At 40.9% G+C, this 22,235-nt stretch carries 10 protein-coding genes and 1 riboswitch; of the genes, 2 read left to right on the top strand and 8 right to left on the bottom strand.

Annotation, left to right across the window (positions count from 1 at the left end; translation table 11 throughout):
- Window positions 1-87: 87 nt before the first annotated feature.
- Entirely contained in the window at window positions 88-2,010 is a 1,923-nt protein-coding gene (locus tag BLU80_RS04175; RefSeq protein WP_091393877.1) for a S9 family peptidase, read from the top strand.
- Window positions 2,011-2,116: 106 nt separating this feature from the next.
- On the opposite strand, the gene BLU80_RS04170 is transcribed toward BLU80_RS04175, so the two are convergent.
- Window positions 2,117-3,619 carry a rhomboid family intramembrane serine protease gene (locus tag BLU80_RS04170; protein ID WP_091393874.1) on the bottom strand — a complete coding sequence of 501 codons (1,503 nt, stop codon included), beginning with the start codon at window positions 3,617-3,619 and terminating at the stop codon, window positions 2,117-2,119.
- A 216-nt stretch (window positions 3,620-3,835) separates the two neighbouring features.
- Here BLU80_RS04170 and pyrH point away from each other — a divergent pair, with 216 nt between their 5' ends.
- Window positions 3,836-4,552, top strand: a complete 717-nt coding sequence (pyrH, locus tag BLU80_RS04165; RefSeq protein WP_091393871.1) for a UMP kinase — start codon at window positions 3,836-3,838, stop codon at window positions 4,550-4,552.
- 257 nt (window positions 4,553-4,809) lie between these two features.
- Here the strand turns inward: pyrH and BLU80_RS04160 are convergent, their stop codons facing one another.
- From BLU80_RS04160 to BLU80_RS04130, 7 genes are all read right to left on the bottom strand, one after another.
- Window positions 4,810-6,312: a glutamate synthase subunit beta gene (locus BLU80_RS04160; protein WP_091393868.1), complete on the bottom strand. Its 1,503-nt coding sequence runs from the start codon at window positions 6,310-6,312 to the stop codon at window positions 4,810-4,812.
- An 85-nt stretch (window positions 6,313-6,397) separates the two neighbouring features.
- Window positions 6,398-10,927 carry a glutamate synthase large subunit gene (gltB, locus tag BLU80_RS04155; RefSeq protein WP_091393865.1) on the bottom strand — a complete coding sequence of 1,510 codons (4,530 nt, stop codon included), beginning with the start codon at window positions 10,925-10,927 and terminating at the stop codon, window positions 6,398-6,400.
- Window positions 10,928-11,423: 496 nt separating this feature from the next.
- On the bottom strand, window positions 11,424-12,053 hold the full coding sequence (locus tag BLU80_RS04150; RefSeq protein ID WP_091393862.1) for a glutathione peroxidase: 630 nt from the start codon (window positions 12,051-12,053) through the stop codon (window positions 11,424-11,426).
- A gap of 54 nt (window positions 12,054-12,107) precedes the next feature.
- Window positions 12,108-13,544, bottom strand: a complete 1,437-nt coding sequence (locus BLU80_RS04145) for a hypothetical protein (protein ID WP_139188084.1) — start codon at window positions 13,542-13,544, stop codon at window positions 12,108-12,110.
- An 86-nt stretch (window positions 13,545-13,630) separates the two neighbouring features.
- Window positions 13,631-16,471 carry a DNA polymerase I gene (gene polA / locus BLU80_RS04140; RefSeq protein WP_091393856.1) on the bottom strand — a complete coding sequence of 947 codons (2,841 nt, stop codon included), beginning with the start codon at window positions 16,469-16,471 and terminating at the stop codon, window positions 13,631-13,633.
- A 157-nt stretch (window positions 16,472-16,628) separates the two neighbouring features.
- A complete protein-coding gene (locus BLU80_RS04135) occupies window positions 16,629-18,995 on the bottom strand; it encodes a TonB-dependent receptor (protein ID WP_244518736.1) in 2,367 nt (788 codons plus the stop codon).
- Window positions 18,996-19,114: 119 nt separating this feature from the next.
- Window positions 19,115-19,216, bottom strand: a riboswitch (TPP riboswitch).
- A 194-nt stretch (window positions 19,217-19,410) separates the two neighbouring features.
- Window positions 19,411-22,161, bottom strand: a complete 2,751-nt coding sequence (locus tag BLU80_RS04130; RefSeq protein ID WP_139188083.1) for an MGH1-like glycoside hydrolase domain-containing protein — start codon at window positions 22,159-22,161, stop codon at window positions 19,411-19,413.
- Between the last annotated feature and the right edge of the window lie 74 nt (window positions 22,162-22,235).

The raw sequence follows: 22,235 nt of genomic DNA, 5'->3' as shown, positions 1-22,235 counted from the left end.
CTATTTTTGCCCGTATGGCTAACAGTCAGACGTTTTAAAAATCAAATTAAACGGCTCTTAAGAGTAGCCTAACTAAATTTCCATTATATGAAAAAATTATTATTCACATTAGCCGCTTTTACCATGTTACAGGCCAACGCGCAGAAATCTCCTATGACTCCTGAAGGATTATTATCATTGGGGCGGGTTAGCGCCCAGGGAGTTTCCAAGGATGGAACTTCTTTAATTTACAAAGTATCCACTCCTGATATCCAGGAAAATAAAATGAATAACGTCTATTATCAGATGCCCATTAATGGCGGTCAGGCTACTGAAATAACTGAAGAACAGAAAAATACATTGTTGGAAAATGACAGGGTTTCTCCCGATGGGAAGTATATATTATCAACTGAGAAAGTTAAACTGGAAAAAGTTTTAGGTCGTGACCGGTTTCCAGAATTGACAAAAACATCCGCTCAGGTATACACCTCCTTGAATTATCGCCATTGGGATAAATGGTTTGATGGAGAATTTGATCATGTTTTTTATTCACCCTATGAGCATGGCCAGGCCCAGGAAAGTAACAAGAAAGATATAATGGGTGAAGAACCATATTTTTGTCCTCAACAGCCTTTCGGGGGGGCTGAAGATTACATCTGGACGCCGGACAGTAAAAAAATCATTTATGTCTGCAAAAAAGAGTATGGAACTGCCTATGCTCAGAGTACCAACACAGATATTTATGCCTATGATATCGCTTCCGGTCAGACAGAAAACCTAACTGAGAAAAATCTGGGTTATGACCTATCTCCGGCTTTTAATAAGAAAGGTAAAATGGCCTGGTTACAAATGAAAACGCCGGGATATGAAGCGGATAAAACGGATCTGGTCGTTCTTACTGGTGACTTGACAGTGAACCTGACTGGCTTTAAGGACCAAATAAACGTGGCTTCCTTTAAATGGGGTAATGATGACCGGACATTGTTTTTCGTGGCTCCTGTTGATGGAACCCTACAGGTTTTTTCAGTTCTTGATATAGGTCTGACCAAGATGATGCCTCAGATCCGCCAAATATCAAAAGGCGATTTTGATATTAAATCCATATTGTCCCAGGTTGGGGATGAGCTGATTGTTGAAAAAGAAGACATTTCCAGGGCGACTGAAGTGTATAGTTTAAATATTAAAACCGGAAGTTTAAAACAGCTCACCCATGTGGATGATGAGGCTTATCAATCACTGGCACCCGTCTCAACTGAGCGAAAATGGATTAAAACCAAAGACGGCCACCAGATGATGGAGTGGATTGTTTACCCTCCTGATTTTGACAAGACGAAAAAATATCCAACTTTACTTTATTGTCAGGGAGGTCCTCAATCCGCGACCACCCAGTTTTTCTCTTATCGCTGGAATTTTCAGTTGATGGCTTCTCAGGGATATATTATAGTTGTTCCCTGTCGCCGAGGTATGCCGGGATATGGAACTGAATGGAATGCTGCGGTAAGCAAACATTGGGGTGGTGCTGTTATTCAGGACTATCTGGATGCCATTGATGATATCTCAAAAGAGTCTTATGTTGATACAGCAAGAAGAGGTTGTGTGGGCGCCAGTTTTGGCGGCTATTCAGTTTTTGAGTTAGCAGGTAAACATGAAGGCAGATTTAAAACCTTTATTGCCCATGACGGCGTTTTTGATTTTGTTTCCATGACCGGAACAACTGATGAACTCTGGTTTGAGAAATGGGAAAAAGGTGGCTTTTATTGGGAAAAGGATAATAAAGCAGCACAGGCCTCTTATGATGCATCACCTGTAAATTTTGTTCAGAATTGGAATACGCCGATAATGATTGTCCAAGGAGGCATTGATTATCGTGTTCCTATTGAGCAAGGGCAAGGAGCATTTCAGGCTGCACAGCTAAAAGGCATTAAAAGTAAATTTTTGTATTTCCCCGATGAAAACCACTGGGTATTGCAACCTCAAAACGCCTTGGTTTGGCAAAGGGAATTCTTTAGCTGGCTGAAAGAAACTCTTTAAAAAGAAAAGCATTTTTAATATCCCTTGTAAAAGATGGTTTGACAGGCCTGTGGCCTTAGTAACGGATTTTATAAATCCACTACTAAGGCCACTTTTTTTGAATTGATTATTGAAAAGTCCAGCTGGTATTGGATAGTTCATAGGTGATACGTCGCAATTCTGTATCACAGGCTTCGATTTGTTTCTTGTCGTTGGGTGTCCTGCGACCATAATAGATCCAAAACATTTCACTACTGGCTCTTTTTGCCTGCAGTAGCAAGTATTTACGCAGTAGATTTACCCGGTAATGGCCGTTTTTTCCAATGGGCATTTGGTCTAGTCGGTCGAGCACTTCTGCATTTTGTTTTATAAAACCTAAAGACTGAATTTTTATTTCCTGAACAATTGCGTCATCAGAGGACTCATTCAACATCCGAAGATAATTTTGTGCTCGATCATCGTTTAGTCCAAATTCTTGAATAACAGCCCTAAATTCATTGGCCTTATTGGGCATTTCCTTCAAAGTGAAAAATATTATAAATATGGCCATTAATACGATAATTGATAGTCTTTTGACTGTATTCCAGGTGTTTTCTTTCCGGATTGCACTTATGGAAATAAGGCCAAGCACAAATCCCGTTAGAAGGCCACCCACATGGGCACTATTATCAACAGGCCCCTGTAAGCCAAAAAGCAACTGCAGGGTAAGGAAAAATATAAGAGTGGATAATATAGCATTGCGGGTATGTTTTTCTATTAAATCTGAGCTTAGAAGTCCCAGAAATACACCATACATGCCTATTATAGCCGCCGATGCACCTACTGAGCCTAAAAAAGGATGTATATAAATACTGAATAATCCACCAATAGTGCCACAAATCAGGTAAAAAACTAAAAAGCGCCACTTTCCCAAAAGTGGCTCCAGATATGCCCCTATCATCAGTAAGCTAAACATATTGCCTAACAGATGTAGAATGCCACCATGCATGAACTGATAGGTTAATAATCGCCACCATTCATGCTGGGTCAAGGTAAGATCCAGCAAATTAACTCCCAGGTATTCAAAACCATGTAGATTATAGTTCCAAAATCCTGCACCTGCAAGGCCAAGCAGTATAAAATAAAGAATATTTAAATTTATAAGGATCGGAGTAATATAATATCCCGGCTTAGGATTGAAAATAGAAAATACGCCGGTTATTTTACTAGTAGAACTCGTTAGTTCCTTAAACCGGTCTGACTGCACTTTTTCTTGGGTATCCGCGATAAATTCAGAACTTGCAATGAAATATTTTTGCCTCAGTTGCTCTTCTGTTCTGTTTTGGATTAAATGATTTAATGCCCGTCCCAGTTTTCGAATATTTCTTTTGTTTTGCCCGAAACTCCATATTTGTGGCATAATGCAACTACTGGTGACAACTACCTTGTCATAATTAATCTGCATATTGACTACTTCACCGAAAGGTATCAGGGAAAAGCCGGGAAAGGCCGTAATCTGGTCAATTTTTGAAGCACCCCTGCTCCATCCCAACAGCTGAATGGCCTCTAATAATAATGCGTAAAGTTCACTGGATTTAGTATGCTCAAAGTGCAATTCCTCGCAGTAGCTGGCATTAATTTGAAAAGACATTATTAAAAAGCCATTAGGTTTGGTTTTCTAAGCTGGCTGTATACAATATTAGGGAAATCTTTTTAAACTGGCAAAGTATTCTTTATGAAAGACTTATATAAGGTAGACTTTTCCACAATTTCTGCACCGGAGCTGATTTGGTATGCGCAGGGCGATAAGTGCAGTTGGCATTAAAAAAAAAATCCCTTTATTTTGCATTCAAACAAATCAATCACCATGCTCCCTAAATATAAGCGTGTCTTACTCAAGCTCTCTGGTGAGTCACTGAAAGCCGAAAACAGTACTGAACCATTTGACCCGAAAATTATCGAACAATACGCCAATGATATTAAAAGTATCACCGATATGGGGGTTCAAGTAGCAGTTGTAATCGGCGCCGGTAATATTTACCGGGGTATGAATGAAGCTGAAAGTGGCATTGAAAGAGCACACGGGGATTATATGGGGATGCTGGCAACGGTGATCAATGGTATGGCAATGCAGGCTATGCTTGAAAAAATAGGTATTTTTACCCGGTTGCAAAGTGCCTTACAGATGGATCAGGTAGCTGAACCATATATTCGTAGAAGAGCTATTCGTCACCTGGAAAAAAACAGAGTCGTTATTTTTGGAGCAGGAACTGGTAATCCATATTTTACTACTGATACCGGCGGTTCTTTAAGAGCTATAGAAATTAAAGCGGATGTGATCTTAAAAGGTACCCGTGTAGATGGTATATATACAGCCGATCCCGAAAAGGATCCTCAAGCCGTAAAGTATGAAACAATCAGTTATAAAGAGTGCATTGACAATAATCTGAAGATTATGGATATGACGGCATTTACTCTCTGCATGGAAAATAAATTACCTATTATTGTCTTTGATATGAATAAGCCTGGTAATCTAAGGGCGGTAATTGAAGGTCAGAACGTAGGAACACTGGTCACACAGTAATCGCGCAGGACAATTTTTTTATTGATAAATAAAATGTCCTAAAATAATAAAACAGAACAACGGAATAATTAATTTCCCCTGATTCATAAATGATAGTTGGTTACATAAAAGCCCCGTTTGTATAGAGATATACTGGGGCTTTTTTCTTTTGGGGAAACCAAAAATATATTATTTATAATGATTATATAAGGTAAAAGCAGCCCTTTTTTAGGAGGCTGCTTTTTGATATTCACTATTTGTTGTGTCCCGTTGTGTTATTAGTCGTTATTGACGACTACATTCGCATCCTTACTCTCCAGAACAGAGTGTCCCATTAAGAATTCATCTACTTTTCTGGCACATTCCCTACCTTCACTAATGGCCCATACGACCAGTGATTGACCTCTACGCATATCTCCACAAGCATAAATCTTAGGGATGGAGGTCGCATATGCTTTCTCAGAAGCTTTTATATTCCCCCTTTCGTCAAGATCAACGCCTAGTTCATCTATCAGTCCCGTCTGTAAAGGATGCAGGAATCCCATAGCCAGTAATGCCAGCTCACATGGTAATTCCCTTTCACTGCCTTTTACTTCCAAGAATTGGGAAGGACGGCCATTTTCAGATTTCCATTCTAAATCTACCACCCGGATGGCTTTGAGGTTCCCATTTTCATCCCCGATGAATTCTTTAGTAGCGATAGCCCAATGGCGCTCTGCCCCTTCTTCGTGAGAAGAAGTCGTCTTTAGAATCATTGGGTAGGTAGGCCAAGGCATGAATTCTGTACGATCCTTTGGAGGAACGGGCATCAGTTCAAACTGCGTGATAGATTTCGCACCATGTCTGTTGGAGGTACCCACGCAGTCGCTACCGGTATCACCTCCACCAATGACGATAACATTTTTGCCAGTGGCTAAAATTTCTTCAGAAAGGATATTGCTCTCAATCTCAGGCTTAGCCAAAGGGTCTTTTCCTGCAACACGCTTATTTTGTTGCTTTAAGAATTCCATCGCAAAATAAATGCCTTTTAAAGAACGTCCATGTACAGGTAAATCCCGGGGTACGGTGGAACCGCCGGCCAATACAACTGCATTGTTCTCCCTCAGTATATCATTTAGTTTGACATTGACGCCGACATTTGCATTGAGTTTAAAGGTTACACCTTCCTGTTCTAATACCGCTAAGCGACGGTCAATTACATTTTTTTCCAGTTTGAAATCCGGAATGCCGTATCTTAATAATCCTCCCGGTGCGTCGTCTCTCTCGTAAATAGTCACCTGGTGACCTGCATTATTCAGCTGAGTAGCTGCAGCCAGACCCGCTGGGCCGCTACCAATAACGGCTACTTTTTTACCGGTACGCACAATTGAAGTGCGGGGTTTAACGAGCCCGAGCTCAAAAGCTTTTTCTATAATATGTTTTTCAATCTCCTCGATTACAATCGGCGGTTGATTGATACCTAATACGCAGGCACTTTCGCAAGGCGCCGGACATATTCTACCGGTAAATTCCGGAAAATTATTAGTTGAAGATAAAATATCAAATGCCTCTTTCCAGTCTTCGCGGTAAACTGCGTCATTAAATTCCGGGATCAGGTTGCCCAGCGGACAGCCATTGTGACAAAAAGGAACGCCACAATCCATACATCTAGATGCCTGATCCACGAGTTTGTTCCCTTTATAAAGGTTATTGAACTCTTTATAGTCCTTGACACGTTCCGCTACGCTTCTTTTTTCGGGTAGTTCGCGTGTATGCTCTAAAAATCCTGTTATTTTTCCCATCGTCCCCTAATTATAAATAATATATTATTGGTGTAATTTGAAGGGCTTCCACCCATAACGCTTGCCTGTGAGTGGAAGGCCTCTTTTATTTTGCTGCAGCTGCTTTTTGTCTGGCAGCCATAAGGACTTTCTTATAATCCCGTGGCATTGCTTTGACAAAGTTTTTCAGCTGGTTTTCCCAGTCGCTGATAATGAAGCTGGCTACCTTGCTGCCTGTATAAGCCAGGTGTTGCTCAATCATCGTTTTGAGGTTGGGAATGTCCTCTTCATCAAGAGGCTCCAAATCAGCCATTTCTGCGTTAAACAGGGAAGGCAGATTACCTTTTACATCATAGATGTAGGCCACCCCTCCACTCATACCTGCTGCAAAGTTGCGGCCGGTCTCACCCAGTATAACAGCAGTGCCACCAGTCATGTATTCACAACCGTGATCTCCTACACCTTCTACAACAACTTTGGCTCCGGAGTTTCTTACACAAAAGCGTTCACCCGCTTTGCCTCGAATATAAGCTTCCCCGGATGTAGCTCCGATGAACGCGGTATTCCCAATAATGATATTATCTTCAGCAACGAAACTGGATTTTTTGGACGGATAAACAATAATCTTAGCTCCGCTCAAGCCTTTACCAATATAATCGTTGGCGTCGCCTTCCAGTTCGAGTGTTACACCACGTGTATTGAACGCTCCAAAACTCTGACCTGCAGTACCGCTAAAATGAAGCTTTATGGTATCTTCAGGCAAGCCTTCTGCTTTGTACTTTTTGGTAATTTCATTGGATAATATGGTTCCGGCAGTTCTATCAATATTACGGATGGTGAATGATGCCTGTACCGGAGTACCGTCTTTTAAGGCAGGTGCTGCTGCTTTTAATAACTGCCAATCCAGTACTTCATCTAAGCCATGATCCTGTAATTCTGTTTGATATAACCCTGAACAATTATTGTCGGTAGGTTGTTTATATAGAATTGGAGAAAGATCCAGTTTAGAGAATTTCCAGTGAGTTATGTTCTCTCTTCTTTCTAGGCAATCGACCTGTCCAACCATTTCGTTAATGGTTTTAAAGCCAAGTTCTGCCATAATTTCTCTTAAATCCTGAACGAGGAATTTAAAGAAGTTAACAACGTGATCTGCATTGCCAGAAAAGCGTCCTCTTAAAGTTTCATTTTGTGTAGCAACACCTACAGGACAAGTATTTAAATGACATTTACGCATCATGATACAACCCTCTACCACGAGTGCGGCAGTGGCAACGCCCCATTCTTCTGCACCCAATAAAGTAGCAATAGCGATATCAAGACCTGTTTTCATCTGTCCATCTGCCTGAACTACAACTCTGGAACGCAGATTATTTTTTACCAGTGTCTGATGTGTTTCTGCTAAACCAAGTTCCCATGGTAAGCCTGCATGTTTGATGGAACTGATTGGAGACGCACCGGTACCTCCGTCAAATCCCGAAATCAGTACAACATCTGCTTTGGCTTTTGTCACCCCGGCAGCGATCGTTCCTACGCCTGCTTTGGAAACGAGCTTGACATTAATTCTTGCAGCACGGTTCGCATTTTTCAGGTCATAGATTAATTGGGCCAGATCCTCAATGGAATAAATATCGTGGTGCGGCGGAGGAGAGATTAATGTTACCCCTGGTGTGGAATGACGAACTCTGCCTATCCAGTCATTTACTTTATGTCCTGGTAGCTGACCACCTTCGCCTGGTTTTGCCCCCTGGGCCATTTTAATCTGAAGTTCATCAGCTTCAGTCAGGTATTGGCTGGTAACGCCAAAACGGGCAGAGGCCACCTGCTTGATTGCAGAACGCATGGAATCGCCATTTTCCATTGGCTGATAACGAATTTCGTCTTCCCCACCCTCACCGGTATTGCTTTTACCGCCAAGACGATTCATGGCAATTGCCAGTGTTGTGTGTGCTTCCCAGGAGATAGAACCAAATGACATCGCTCCTGTTGCAAAGCGCTTATAAATGTTTTCCGCTGGTTCCACCTCATCTATGGAAATAGATGGTCTGTTTGGTTTTAACGCAAACAGGCTACGGAGCGTTACAGCTTTTTTACCTTGTTCATTTATTAATTTGGCGTATTTCTTATAAATCTTATAATCATTCATCCTGGTAGAATACTGTAACAGGTGAATAGTGGAAGGATTAAATAAGTGTACTTCACCTTTTCTGCGCCATTGATAAAGACCGCCCTCAGGTAATCTATCAATCGGTATTTCTGTCTTACTGAAAGCAAAACGGTGTTTATATAATGTTTCCTTAGCGATCTCATCCAGGCCCATCCCTTCAATTCTGGATGTAGCGCCGGTGAAGTGGCGATCGACTACCTCTTTATTGATACCAATGATTTCGAATATCTGCGCTCCCTGGTATGACTGTAAGGTAGAAATACCCATTTTAGAGAAGACTTTGTATAGGCCTTCGCAAATGGCTTTCACATAATTCTTTTTCAGCTCATGAACAGTGAGGTCTGTTTTAAGACGGCCGGTTATTTTTAGAGAACGAATGGTGGACAGTGCCAGGTAAGGATTAAGGGCGGTGGCGCCAAATCCGATAAGACAAGCTGCGTGATGAACTTCCCAAATATCTCCCGCTTCCACTACAAGAGCCACCTTTCCACGCATACCTTTACGAATCAAATGGTGGTGTACCGAAGAAACTGCCAGAAGAGAAGGTATGGCAGCATGTTCACTGTCAATGGCACGGTCGCTTAAAATCAACACTTCAAATCCATCATTGACCGCATCAACGGAATAACGACATAGTCTGTCGATACCTGCCTTCAGCGAACCAGGCTCTCCGTTAGCTCTAAAATAAGTCTGTAGGGTTTTGGCCTGGAAACTACCAGTGTCTATTGAGCGGATTTTTTCCAGCTCAATATTATTAAGAATTGGGTTTTTTAAAGCAAGTGTATGACAATATTCAGGCTCCTCTTTAAGAATGTTTCCGGAAGACCCCAGGAAGGTAGCAAGGCTCATGACCATACGCTCTCTAATTGGGTCAATCGGTGGATTGGTGACCTGGGCAAATAATTGTTTAAAGTAGGCACTCAAGTGCTGTGGCTGATCACTAAGTACGGCCAGCGGAGCATCTGAACCCATTGAACCAATCGGTTCCTTTCCTCCGACAGCCATGGGTGAAATGATATCATGGATATCTTCCTGGGAATACCCAAAGGCTTTGTGGTACTTAAAGATTTGTGCATCTTCCAGGTGCGTAAACTGTACTCTTGGCTCTGGAAGTTCTTCCATGCGGATCTTATATTTATTCAGCCATTCCCCGTAAGGTTTGGCAGAACAGATTTCAGTTTTCAGCTCATCATCACTGATGATTCTTCCCTGTTCCATATCTACAACGAACATCTTGCCCGGTTGAAGACGGCCATTTTTAATAATGGTGGCTGGATCCACGATTAAGGCACCGGTTTCTGAGGCCATAATGACGCGATCGTCATTAGTCAGGCAGAATCGAGACGGACGAAGCCCGTTTCTATCCAGTGTTGCACCGATAATCTTACCATCGGTAAAAGAAATGGTAGCAGGACCATCCCATGGTTCCATCAGGCAGCTATGGTATTCATAGAAAGCCTTTTTGACCGGATCCATCAGATCATTACCATCCCATGCTTCAGGAATCAGCATCATCATGACGTGAGGCAGGCTACGACCAGTCAATGTCAACAATTCTACCATGTTGTCCAGGCAGGCCGAGTCAGACTGCTGAGAAGTAACAATAGGTAAAAGCATATCTACTTCCTCTTCCGTAAAATAATCACTCACGAAATCGCCCTCTCCTGCTTTCAACCAGTTCAGGTTACCCTGCAGCGTATTGATTTCTCCATTATGAGCGATATAGCGGAATGGCTGAGCCAGTTTCCAGGATGGGAAGGTGTTGGTTGCAAATCTGGAGTGAACCAGTGCAAATGCAGAAACAACTTTTTTGTTGTTCAGGTCATTAAAATAAGAACGAACCTGACCACTGGTCAGTTGCCCTTTATAAATGACCGTTTTATAAGATAGTGATGCGATATAAAAACCGATCTCATCGTTTTTTACTGTATTTAGAATGGTATGTACCGCATAGTTGCGCAATACAAAGAGTTTTCTCTCGAAAGCTTCTGGATCTGTGATGTGATCCGGACAGGCAATAAACACATGTTCCATTTCAGGTTCTACAGAAAGTGCGGTATTACCGATACCTGCCGTATTTACCGGGACCTTTCGATAGGTAAGAATTTCCAGGCCCAAGGTTTCAACTGCACGGTTGAAAATTCCACGGCACTCTTCTCTTAATCTAAGGTCTCTTGGAAAAAACAAAACGCCCACTGCATATTTCCCAAAGGATGGCAGGTGGACGCCCGATTTCAAACATTCCTCAAAAAAGAATTCATGAGGTGTCTGAATCATGATACCGGCTCCGTCTCCGGTATTCTGTTCACAGCCACAAGCCCCTCTGTGTTCCATATTCTCTAATATGGTGAGGGCGTCAGCAATATTCTGGTGAGATTTTCTGCCTTTAATATTAGCTACAAACCCCACACCACACGCATCATGCTCAAAGGAGCTGTCATATAGTCCCTGCTGATTTTCTGGTCTTGACATATCTACAACAAATAGTGAATGAATATAATCGTCATTTTTAATGAACAGGCATAAAATTAGACAATAAATTTTAAATTTTCTAAAAAATCATCAAAAAAATTTGAAGATGTTTAAACTAATGTTTGTTAAGAGCCTACATCTTTGCAGGAAATTCAATAAAGTCTAAAATTCGTTGAATTTTATCAAAAATTAGACCTTGTATATTGTATTTATTATATTATAGATATATAAAATAATAAAATAGTTTAATGTAATGGTCTGTCCGGACTTTAGTTTTATAGGGTTGATTGATCTTATTTTGTCATTTATTGACTGTTATTTTTATGCTTTAAGCCAATAAATTGGTTATTCTGGCGATAGACTACTCTGGAAAGAGCCACGTAACGGGCCGAATTAAATTTTTATAACAAAAAAGCCCCCTGATTGTGAAATTATTTAAACAATCAGGGGGGCGAGGTAAAATATTGAATAAGGAGGCCGGACAAAGGCCGGATGCTTATTGCTTCAGATATTGAATGATTTCGGTGCTTTCCGGGGTAACCTTGGAATCAAAGTGAGCCAGTAGCTTGCCTTCTGGATTAATTAAAAATTTATTGAAATTCCAGGAAATGACCGCGTCAAGTTGTCCGTTTTCTGCTTTATGGGTTAAATAATCAAATACAGGAGTAATGTTATCGCCTTTTACATCCACACGTGTGGTTAAGGGAAAAGTGACGCCGTAATTTTTTTCACAAAAAGCCTGAATATCTTTATTATCCTTAAATTCCTGATCATGGAAATTATCTGAAGGGAAGCCTACAATTACCAGCTTATCGGAATAATCCTTATATAACTGTTCCAATCCTTTGTATTGCGGAGTGAAGCCGCATTTCGAGGCAGTATTGACAATTAATATATATTTCCCTTTAAATTTTGAAAAATCAATGGTTCCGCCATCAATGGAGGCTATTTTAAAATCATAAATGCTTTTTGCCATTATTTTTTTGGGTTTAAGGTGCATAAGGTTGGAATTAGTAGTAATGGCAGCAGTATCTACCTCCAATTGCTGTACGCCGGCAGAATCTCTAAATGACATGCTACATAACATACCTATCGCTAAAAGGCTAAATAAAAAGTATTTTTTCATCTTGATGATTTTTGATTTGAAGAATGCTTTTCAAATATACATCAAGGGCTTAATTTACGGTGTTGTAGCTTCCTTAAATTCATAGCAACCAATTGTAGGGGCTGATGGATCTCTCAGCCGACCTAATAAATCCGCAGTAATACCTTGAATTGGTTTGGCTGAAGCAATGACAGATGAAATGCTAAGTGGCTGAAAATCATAGGTGGAACTTCTGTTGTCCACCAAAGTGAAGGCCGGATCCACATTGAGTAGGCAGTTTGTAAATGTGCCTATGGAAGGAAGATTGACGGCTTTAATTAAATCATTTTGAAAACTAAGGGTGAACTGATTATAAACATTGTCCACTGCAAGTTCATCCAGAGCGTCATTATCCCCTGTAATAATACAATTAGTGGCGCTAAGAAGTAAAGGATCCTGATTCCCTTGCCCATTATGATCGGCTAAATATAACAATGGATTCGTATGGTAGATATAGTCGTTACTATAACCCGCAAGCGTCAGGTATTGCAGCGAATAGCTGCCTCCCATTGCCCTGATAGCCATACCTGAATTGTAAATCAGGCAATTGGATATTGTGGCACTGCTATGTCTGAAAAGCAATGCTTCCTTGGCACTTTGCATAATGATACAGTTATTCAGTGATATGGCCGAAGTGGTAAGGACATTAAAACCGGATATTGGCTTATCGGTATCACTGATAGCGTTTACTGCATTGTAGAGGTGTACGAATGTTAAATGATTGTTTTTGCTGCTTGGACCGAAATTTAAACCCTGCCAGCTTCCCGGCATATTATTATAAGGAGCGTCTAGTCGACTACCGGTCATTAATATCTGGGCTGCGCTATCTGCGCTACCCAGTGCCTCCAGCCGCCCATTAATAAGGATCCCCTTTCCCGCTTTCGTATAGATTTGAGCGCCTGGCTTAATTTGCAAGGTGGCTCCCTCGGCAACGGTAATATTGCCGCTTATAACAATAGGTCTCTGATCAGTCCAGGTCGTATCGTGGGAAATATTGCCACCTGGTAGATAAAAGGCATTTATTCCGGTTGCAGATAAAATGATTTTTCCGGTTTTATTTCCGTATTGATATTCAATACTATCCAGTACATCAAAGGGGGTGTCTTTGTCATGCTCCGGCAGGGTTACCGTGACAAATACATAAAGGCTGTCATTTTTTGCCAGATTAAGATTTGAAAAATCAGTCCCTGCCTGGCCATTAACATTGATTTTGAAGGGGGATTTGGAACCACCCGCCAGTTTTATGTTATTGATGGATACAGTCCCTTCACTACCGTTGAAGATTTTCACTTGTTGCGTAGGTTGCGGCTGTGTGGTAAAAACTTCATCAAATTGCAGGGAGTCCGTTTCATTGTATAAGGAAACAGTACTACCGGAAACGAGCTGATCTTTTTGACAACTTGTTGTAAAACCAAGCAGCAAAACGGTTAGCAGCAGTATGCACAATGATGGCCAGTTTTTTATTTTTCTCATTATGTTGGACCGGTGGTCTCTAAATTTATCAATATGCGTATTTCTAATGAACGTCTTTTTGTTGAAAAAATTGTTACTATATGGTATTAATGTGCTTCCAGCCAGTTGTTGCCTGTACCGATTTCTGCTTTCACAGGTACGCCTCCGGGAAGAGGCAGCGCAGATTCCATTCTTTCCAGGACTAAGGCTTTAACTTCCTCTAATTCATCTTTATGAACATCAAATATGAGTTCATCATGAACCTGAAGAATCATCCTTGATTTCAACATTCTTTGCTGCATTTCTTTATGAATGCTAATCATGGCAAGCTTTATCATATCTGCTGCAGTACCTTGTATAGGGGCATTAATTGCGACTCTTTCTGCAAAGCCCTTCACGGTAAAGTTGGCAGAATTAATGTCACGAATCCAGGTTTTTCTGCCCAGCAAAGTCTCCACATAGCCATTTTGCTGTGCCCGTGCTATGGTATCCTCCATAAACTTTGCAATTCCTGAAAATTCAGTTTTGTAATTATCTATAATCTCTTTGGCCTCTGTTCGGGAGATACCTAAATTTTGACCTAGCCCGAAAGCCCCCTGGCCATAAATAATCCCGAAGTTAACGCTTTTGGCACGGTACCTTTGTTCTTTGGTTACCTCCCCGATATCCACACCAAATACCTTGGCTGCAGTAGCTGTATGAATATCAGCACCGCTTTTGAATGCTTCTGCCATATTTTTGTCTCCGCTGATAGCAGCTACCACCCGGAGCTCAATTTGTGAATAGTCGGCACTCAGTAAAACGTGGTCGTTATCTCTTGGGATAAACGCCTTTCTGATTTCCTTCCCACGTTCTGTCCGCACGGGGATGTTCTGCAAATTTGGGTTATTGCTGCTTAGTCGACCCGTAACGACCACCGTTTGATTATAAGAAGTGTGGACTCTTCCTGTTTTTGAATTGATTAATTGCGGAATTGCATCCACATAGGTATTTCTTAGTTTTGTCAATTCCCTAAAACCTAAGATATCATCTGCAATCTGGTGTTGTACTGCAAGTTTGGATAATACATCTTCTCCCGTGGCATACTGGCCGGTTTTTGTTTTTTTGGCTTTAGGATCTAGCTTGAGCTTTTCAAACAGTACTTCCCCTAGTTGTTTGGGTGACGCTAAATTAAAATGTACGCCAGCTGCCTCATATACCCTTTTTTCAAATATTGCCGCTTCACTTTCAAGGATTTCTGAATAGTTCTTTAAAAAATCTTCATCTACCCTAATGCCTTCAAATTCCATGTCGGCCAGTACTTTTACCAGTGGCAGATCTGCTTCATAAAATACTTTTTCAACCTCTTTTTCTTTGAGCAGGGGTACAAATATCTCTTTTAATTGGAAGGTAATGTCTGCGTCTTCAGCTGCATAATCTGCGACCTTTTCAGCAGGAACATCCCGCATATTGCCTTGATTTTTTCCCTTTTTACCAATGAGTTCCGTAATGGATACCGGGGTGTATCCCAGATATTTTTCACTCAGTAAATCCATGCTTCTTCTGCCTTCCGGTTCAATAACATAGTCGGCAACCATGGTGTCAAATATGTTACCGGGAAATTGTTGCCCATACCATTTCATGACCAGCAGATCATATTTAAGATTCTGTCCAATCCAGGTAATATCCTTGCGCTGAAACAAATCTGTAAATAATGCAACCTGGCGGTTTGCCTCCTTCTGGTCAGCGTCGACGGGAACATAAAAGCCTTCACCGGGTTTAACCGAAAAACTCATTCCCACAAGTTCCACATTATTGGGGTCTGTCCCGGTTGTTTCCGTATCAAAACAGATTTCATGGTGTTTACCTAATTTTTCCACTAAATCCAAAATTGCCGCATCTCCCTGAACCAGGTGATATTCATGCGGTGTATTTTCGATTGTTTTGCCTTCCATGGCAACCATTTCCGTCTCAGCCTGTTCTGGAAGGAAACTGTCTCCCCCGGATTTTGAAACTTGTGTTATCGATGTGCTGGATTCTACGATATTGCCAAATAAATCCCTTTGGACAGCTACCTGCACATCTACTTTAAAACTATCTCCTAATATGCGTTTACCTAAAGTTCGAAATTCTAATTCAGAGAAAACCTCAGCTAACGCTTCTTGATTAAAGGCACTTACGCTAAAGTCTTCTTCATGAAATTTGACGGGAACATCTGTAATAATGGTGGCTAGCTTCTTAGAAAGTATAGCACTTTCTTTCCCTTCCTGAACTTTCTTTCCTAAAGCTCCTTTGATTTCCTTTGCGTGCTCCAGGATGTTTTCCAGTGTATCATACTCTTTGAGTAGCTTGGCAGCCGTCTTTTCTCCTACGCCTGGAATGCCGGGAATGTTATCCACCGCATCGCCCATTAACCCCAGGACATCCACTACCTGGTCAACTCTTGCGATATCCCATTTTTCACAGATTTTCTCTGCGGTTAATATCTCCTCTTTTTTGCCCATATAGGCAGGTTTATAGATAAAAACATTCTCTTTGGTAAGTAATTGTCCATAATCCTTATCCGGGGTCACCATAAAAACCTGATAGCCCACATCCGCCGCCTGCCATGCCAAGGTTCCGATAATATCATCAGCCTCATAGCCATCGTATTCAATACATGGGATATTAAACCCATTAATGATTCTTTTAATGTCAGGAATTGAATCAAGCAGGTCTTCAGGCGCTTTCTGACGATTGGCCTTATATTCTTCAAAATCAGTATGTCGCTCTGTTGGTGCATGCGTATCAAAACATACCGCCATGTGGGTTGGCTTATATTTACTTAGGAGTTCAAGTAAGGTATTAGTAAAACCAAATTGAGCATTGGTGTTTTTGCCTTGGGAGGTTAGCCGAGGATTACGGATTAAAGCATAATATGCCCTGTAAATCAGGGCCATAGCATCCAGTAAAAATAGTTTTTTTTCCATGCCGCTAAGTTAAGGTATTTGCCGGTGAATCAACAGCTTTGGTACAAGGTATCCAAGTACTAACTATCGTTACAGAAAACCTCAGGATCATTATAATAAAAAAGGGGCGTCTGCCCCTTTTTTTTATAATGATATATATAAATATTTTAATGCCATTTTATAGCTCAATTTGAACACCTGCCATAAAATGAATAGGTGCCGCAGGGAAATAATATAAAAGATTGTTTATCTGGCCTCCTTCATATTCAGGATAGGTGGCCCCATTGGTATAATAAGTTGAACTAAACAGATTATACACCTGAAAGGTAAGTTGCATTTTTTTAAACCAGTTACCGCCTAGACGATAGCGGACTCTAATATCCTGATTGTAATAACCTTTTAGCTGCCTGTCATCATTTTGCGTATTATCCAGATATTGTTTATCCACATATTTTCCTTCCAGAGAAAAGGTTAATTGGCCGGTAGGATGGAAATTCAGACTGAAGCCACCTACGATATTTGGAGAATAAGCTATATCTGTATTTTTTTGTGTAGTGGCTATGGGGTCAAGTTCATTCCAATCGGCATCATAATTGGCATAATAGGCAGTATACTCTTTAATTTTGTTTCTGCTCAAGGCAACATTCGCACTTGCATCCACCCAGGTGGCAAAATTGTAACTCCCCTGCAGTTCAATACCTGCCCGGTAGCTGTTGGGAACATTAATCCGGGTGGCCTCCCCAACATCATTTAGTTTGCCTGTTAAAACCAATTGGTCCTTATAGCGCATATAATAAAGCCCGATTCCATAAAAATATTTCGCTGTTTTTTTCTCGATACCCAACTCAAAATCATGTAGCTGTTCTCTTGTTGGTTGATGGGTGAGTCCTGCCTCGAAATCATCTCTATTGGGTTCCTTGTTGGCCAGTGCATAGCTTAAATAGGCATGGTAACCATTTTTGGTATATGAAATTCCCAGTTTGGGATTATAGAAATCAAATTTTCTTTCAACCAATAAATCAGGATGTCCACTGAAGCCTTTCATTTTATGCCATACATGACGGTACTGCATGTCTGCAAAAAGATGCCAGTTCTGCCCAAAATCATGCATCCATTTCAGATAGACATTTTTGTCGTATTTATATGCAGGCGTATTGTAATATTCATAATCCTGAGGGGTACCTCCGTTAGCGGTCCATATGACCCGGCCATAATGCCCGCCATCATAATTTGTCCAGGCTCCGCCCAAGGTTAATAAATCTTTTGTCTGCTTGAACTGTAAAGAATAAGTCTGTCCGTAAAAATAATTATCCAGGTATTTTCTGCGTATAAGATCTGTTGAACTATTATCAGGATCTATGGATGTTATCCCATAATCGGCATAATCCGCACTATTTTTATATTCTTCATAATAACCGATACCCCTGGTCAAAAATGAAGCGACACTAAAGGACCAGACTTTATTAAATGTGTGATTGATAAAGAGTTGGTAATGGCTCTGGGTATAATTATCGGTTTGATTTGGATAATAACTGCTGTCTTTTTCTATATAACCTAACTCATTATAGGTCGGATCATCTTTAATATATTGCTCAGGCACCCCGTTCCATGCCTGATAGGTTTTTTCCTTACCCGTTATAAAATTGAACCTGACTGTAGTAGATTTACCGATATAAGCTGTCGAAAATAACAAAGATTCCAGTTTACTTGAGGCACGGTCAATATAACCATCGCTACTGATGTGGCTAAGGCGGACATCTGCTGTAAACTTTCCATCGATCAAGCCACTGCCTGCTGAAACAGTGTTTTTCCAACTATTATAGGAGCCATAACTATTACTTAAAGTCGCATAAGGAAGTTCCTTTACTTCATTGGTGCTGATATTAATGGTGGCACCAAAAGCTCCTGCTCCGTTGGATGAGGTCCCCACCCCTCTTTGAATCTGAATCGAATTAACTGAAGATGCAATATCAGGCATATCCACAAAATAAGAACCTGAACTTTCCGCGTCATTATAAGGAATACCATTTAAGGTGACATTGGTCCTGGTCGCATCGCTGCCCCGGATATGAATTCCTGTATATCCGATACCGTTACCTGCATCGGAATTGACAACAACGCCCGGTGTCTGATTCAGTAAATAGGGTAAATCCCGTCCCAGGTTTTTTTCGCTGATTGCTGCCTGACTTATATTGGTTTTGGCAAATGGAGCATTGTCAGAGGCTCTGGTTGCCCGAACTTCCAATGGTTCAAGTGTAGTGGTGATGGATGGTAGTATGAATGTTTTTGCTAGGGGATTCTCTGCCAGAACTTTGATTTCTCTTTGGACCGTTTCGTAACCCACGGCAGAAAATATAAGTAAGTACCTGGAAGTATATTGAAAATTTATATTGAAATTTCCTTGATTATCAGCTATTACTGTGCCTGAATCATCCTTATTAACGGCCTTATATTTAACAGTAGTCCCTTCGACCGGCTGCCTGTCGGAATTTTGCACCCTTCCTTGAAAACGAATGTGCTGTGCCAAAGTAAAACCCGGCAACATAACCAATGACAATAGTACAGCAACAAATAGGACTATAAATGACCTTTGCATAATTAATTAAATGCGAACAGATTGACTTTGAGAGGGGACACACAGACAATATGCAGCGCATACAGGCAGGTGGGCGGTGTAGCCTTCCCTTCGCAGGCATTATCCTGTTCAGGTTATACGGGTTTAATCTCAGCTTTCCAGTTATGGAATTAGCACCCCGAGGAAAAATTTTCGTTGGCAAAGGTATGCAAGAATTGGATAATTCAAAAGGAAATTTAAAATTCAGATAAAAAGACTTTAAGCTTTCTCAATTCGGCTTGTCCAATTATATGAAAATGATTTTGTCCATCCTGACTGATACGGAATTAGCCTGGGACGATAGCACTTGTTGCTGAATGGTTAAATATGTTGTTTGTTGAACACCTCACTTTTTTTTCTGGTTATATTTCGATTGAATCATTTTAGCAATGATGCCTGTCCATCCTGTCTGATGTGAAGCGCCAAGGCCTTTCCCAGTGTCGCCATGAAAATACTCATGAAACAAAATATACTGATTGAAATCGGGATCATTTTGCTGTTTTTCATCCCCGTTTAAAAAGGCGCGCTTACCATCTTGGTCTTTTGCGAATAGTTGCAGGTTCCTCCCTGCTAAAAATTCAGCAATTTCCAGAATGGTCAGATACTGCCCGCTGCCTGTTGGACATTCCACTTTAAAATCCTCCCCATAATAATAATGAAAACGCTGAAGGCTTTCTATAATAAGGAAATTAATGGGCATCCAGATAGGTCCACGCCAATTACTGTTTCCTCCAAACATATTAGAATCCGATTCTCCCGGTGTATATGCAACGTTATATATTAAATTGCCTATTTTCAGAACGTATGGATGGTCTTTGTGGTATTTTGACACGGAACGCACTCCATAATCACTTAAAAACTCATTCTCGTCTAGCATCCTTTGCAGTATTTTTTTCATCCGGTGTCCCCTTAATAGGGAAAGTAAATGCAAAGTATTATTTTGCTCTTTCCATCTGGAAACAAGGCTGGCTAATTCGGGTTTGTTTTCATATATCCAGTTCATTCGCTTTATAAATAAAGGGGCCTGTTGCAGACTGGCCTCATCAATTACTTCAACGGCAAATAATGGAATAATGCCTACAATACTTCTTAGCTTCAGGCGAATACTTTCTCCGTATTTGGAATGAATCTGGTCATAATAGAATTCATCCTCTTCATCCCAAAGTCCGTCACCACCTGCTTTTACATTTTCCATAGCGTAGGCAATGGATAAAAAGTGTTCAAAGAACTTGGATGCCATATCCTGATATACGATATCTGTCTTGCATAGCTCCAGTGCGATACGCATCATATTTAATGCAAACATGGCCATCCAGGCAGTGGCATCAGATTGCTCTAACTGCACGCCATTTGCAACCGCATCATTTCTGTCAAAAACGCCTATGTTATCAAGACCCAAAAATCCACCCTCAAAAACGTTATTTTTTTCAGCATCCTTACGGTTAACCCACCAGGTAAAATTCAACAGTAACTTATGGTAGACCAGTTTTAAGAAATCGGTGTCAGGTTTACCATGATTTTTCTCATCAATTTTGTACACTCTCCAGGTCGCCCAGGCGTGGACAGGTGGATTAACGTTGCCAAAATCCCATTCATACGCAGGTAATTGACCGTTTGCATGCATGTACCACTCATGCGTAATAATTTTCAATTGGTTCTTCGCAAATTTTGAGTCAATCATAGCAAAATTCACTGCATGAAAGGCCAAATCCCAAGTGGCATACCAGGGATATTCCCATTTGTCTGGCATGGATATTATATTTAGATTATCCACATGTTGCCAACCACTGTTTCTTCCCTGTTCCCTTTGTTTGGGAGGAGGAGGTGTTCCTGGATCACCCTGTAGCCATTTAGAAACATTATAATGATAAAATTGTTTTGACCATAACATGCCTGCCAGGGCTTGCCTTTGGATCAGTCTTTCTTCATCATTGGGTACTAAATCCTGCAATGAATGGTAATATTCATCCGCCTGTTTTACTCTTTGAAGGAAGATGTCATCGAAGTCTTTAAAAGGTCCGGATAACGGCGTTTTAGATAATCGAAAACGATATGTGTTTTGTGCACCAGCTTCAAGAGTTACCTGCATATGAATGGCCGCTTTTGTTCCTTTTGTATTGTTAATGGACTCTTTATTGCCATGAATGATAAAGTCATTGATACCATCCTTGACATATTGGCTATCATTTTCACTGGCATAAAGCTTCTTATTATTAGTTTCATTATCACAAAATAACAGAGCACCCGTGGGAGCCGTATAAAATTGATATTCACCCAGTACATCCTTAAATAAGGTTAACTGATGCAGCCCTGCATTTAAAATGGAAGGTTTATTGGGCTGCAGATCCCAGGTCCAGTCATTTCTGAACCAAAGAGTGGGAAGAATATGCAACTGGGCGGTGGTATCCGCACTTTTATTAGTCACGGTGAGCCTGATTAAGATATCCTCAGGCTCATTTTTAGCGTATTCTATCTGGATATCGAAATATCTGCCGTTGTCTAACACACCGGTATCCAGAATTTCAAATTCAGGATCCTTATGGGTCCTTTTTGCATTTTCCTCAAGAAGTTGTTCATATGGAAATGCAGCAAAAGGATACTTATACAGCATTTTCATGTAGGAATGTGTAGGCGTATTATCTAAATAATAATATAACTCCTTGACATCTTCACCGTGGTTGCCTTCATAATTACTTAAGCCAAAGTATCTTTCTTTCAAAATAGCATCCTTGCCGTTCCAAAATGCCCAACCAAAGCATAAATGTTGCATATTGTCGCAGATGCCTCCAATAGCCTCCTCTCCCCAGCGCCAGGCTTTAGATCTTGCCATATCATGAGTTGTGGAACGCCATGCATCTCCTTCTGCGCTATAATCCTCTCTGACTGTACCCCAGTGGCGATCACTAACATAAGGACCCCATTTTTTCCAGTTAGCTTCGAGCAAGCGCTTACCTTCATTCGTATTGTATACGGGCAATGGTTGTTTTGACCGGCTTTTAGTTGAATTGGATTGTTTTTTCTCCTGAGTGCCTGATGAACTTTCCTTTGCTTTACTATCTGGCTTGGAGTCTGTGGTTATTTTTGCTGATTTTGCCATGTTGGTTTATCTGGTTGTTGAGGTAGTTAAGGAAGTTGTCATCAATTTATTGAGAGGCTGGCCTTAAAAATTGT

The organism is Arachidicoccus rhizosphaerae (assembly GCF_900107765.1).
Lineage (GTDB): Bacteria > Bacteroidota > Bacteroidia > Chitinophagales > Chitinophagaceae > Arachidicoccus > Arachidicoccus rhizosphaerae.
The sequence above is the reverse complement of the archived record's forward strand: the minus strand, read 5'-3'. Positions and strand labels throughout refer to the sequence as shown.

Excerpts from the sequence above, each read along its gene's own strand:
- BLU80_RS04160 (WP_091393868.1), bottom strand. The coding sequence starts at position 6,312 with ATGGGAAAAATAACAGGATTTTTAGAGCATACACGCGAACTACCCGAA.
- BLU80_RS04175 (WP_091393877.1), top strand. The coding sequence starts at position 88 with ATGAAAAAATTATTATTCACATTAGCCGCTTTTACCATGTTACAGGCC.
- BLU80_RS04145 (WP_139188084.1), bottom strand. The coding sequence starts at position 13,544 with ATGAGAAAAATAAAAAACTGGCCATCATTGTGCATACTGCTGCTAACC.
- BLU80_RS04170 (WP_091393874.1), bottom strand. The coding sequence starts at position 3,619 with ATGTCTTTTCAAATTAATGCCAGCTACTGCGAGGAATTGCACTTTGAG.
- polA (WP_091393856.1), bottom strand. The coding sequence starts at position 16,471 with ATGGAAAAAAAACTATTTTTACTGGATGCTATGGCCCTGATTTACAGG.
- BLU80_RS04135 (WP_244518736.1), bottom strand. The coding sequence starts at position 18,995 with ATGTTGCCGGGTTTTACTTTGGCACAGCACATTCGTTTTCAAGGAAGG.
- BLU80_RS04150 (WP_091393862.1), bottom strand. The coding sequence starts at position 12,053 with ATGAAAAAATACTTTTTATTTAGCCTTTTAGCGATAGGTATGTTATGT.
- gltB (WP_091393865.1), bottom strand. The coding sequence starts at position 10,927 with ATGTCAAGACCAGAAAATCAGCAGGGACTATATGACAGCTCCTTTGAG.
- pyrH (WP_091393871.1), top strand. The coding sequence starts at position 3,836 with ATGCTCCCTAAATATAAGCGTGTCTTACTCAAGCTCTCTGGTGAGTCA.
- BLU80_RS04130 (WP_139188083.1), bottom strand. The coding sequence starts at position 22,161 with ATGGCAAAATCAGCAAAAATAACCACAGACTCCAAGCCAGATAGTAAA.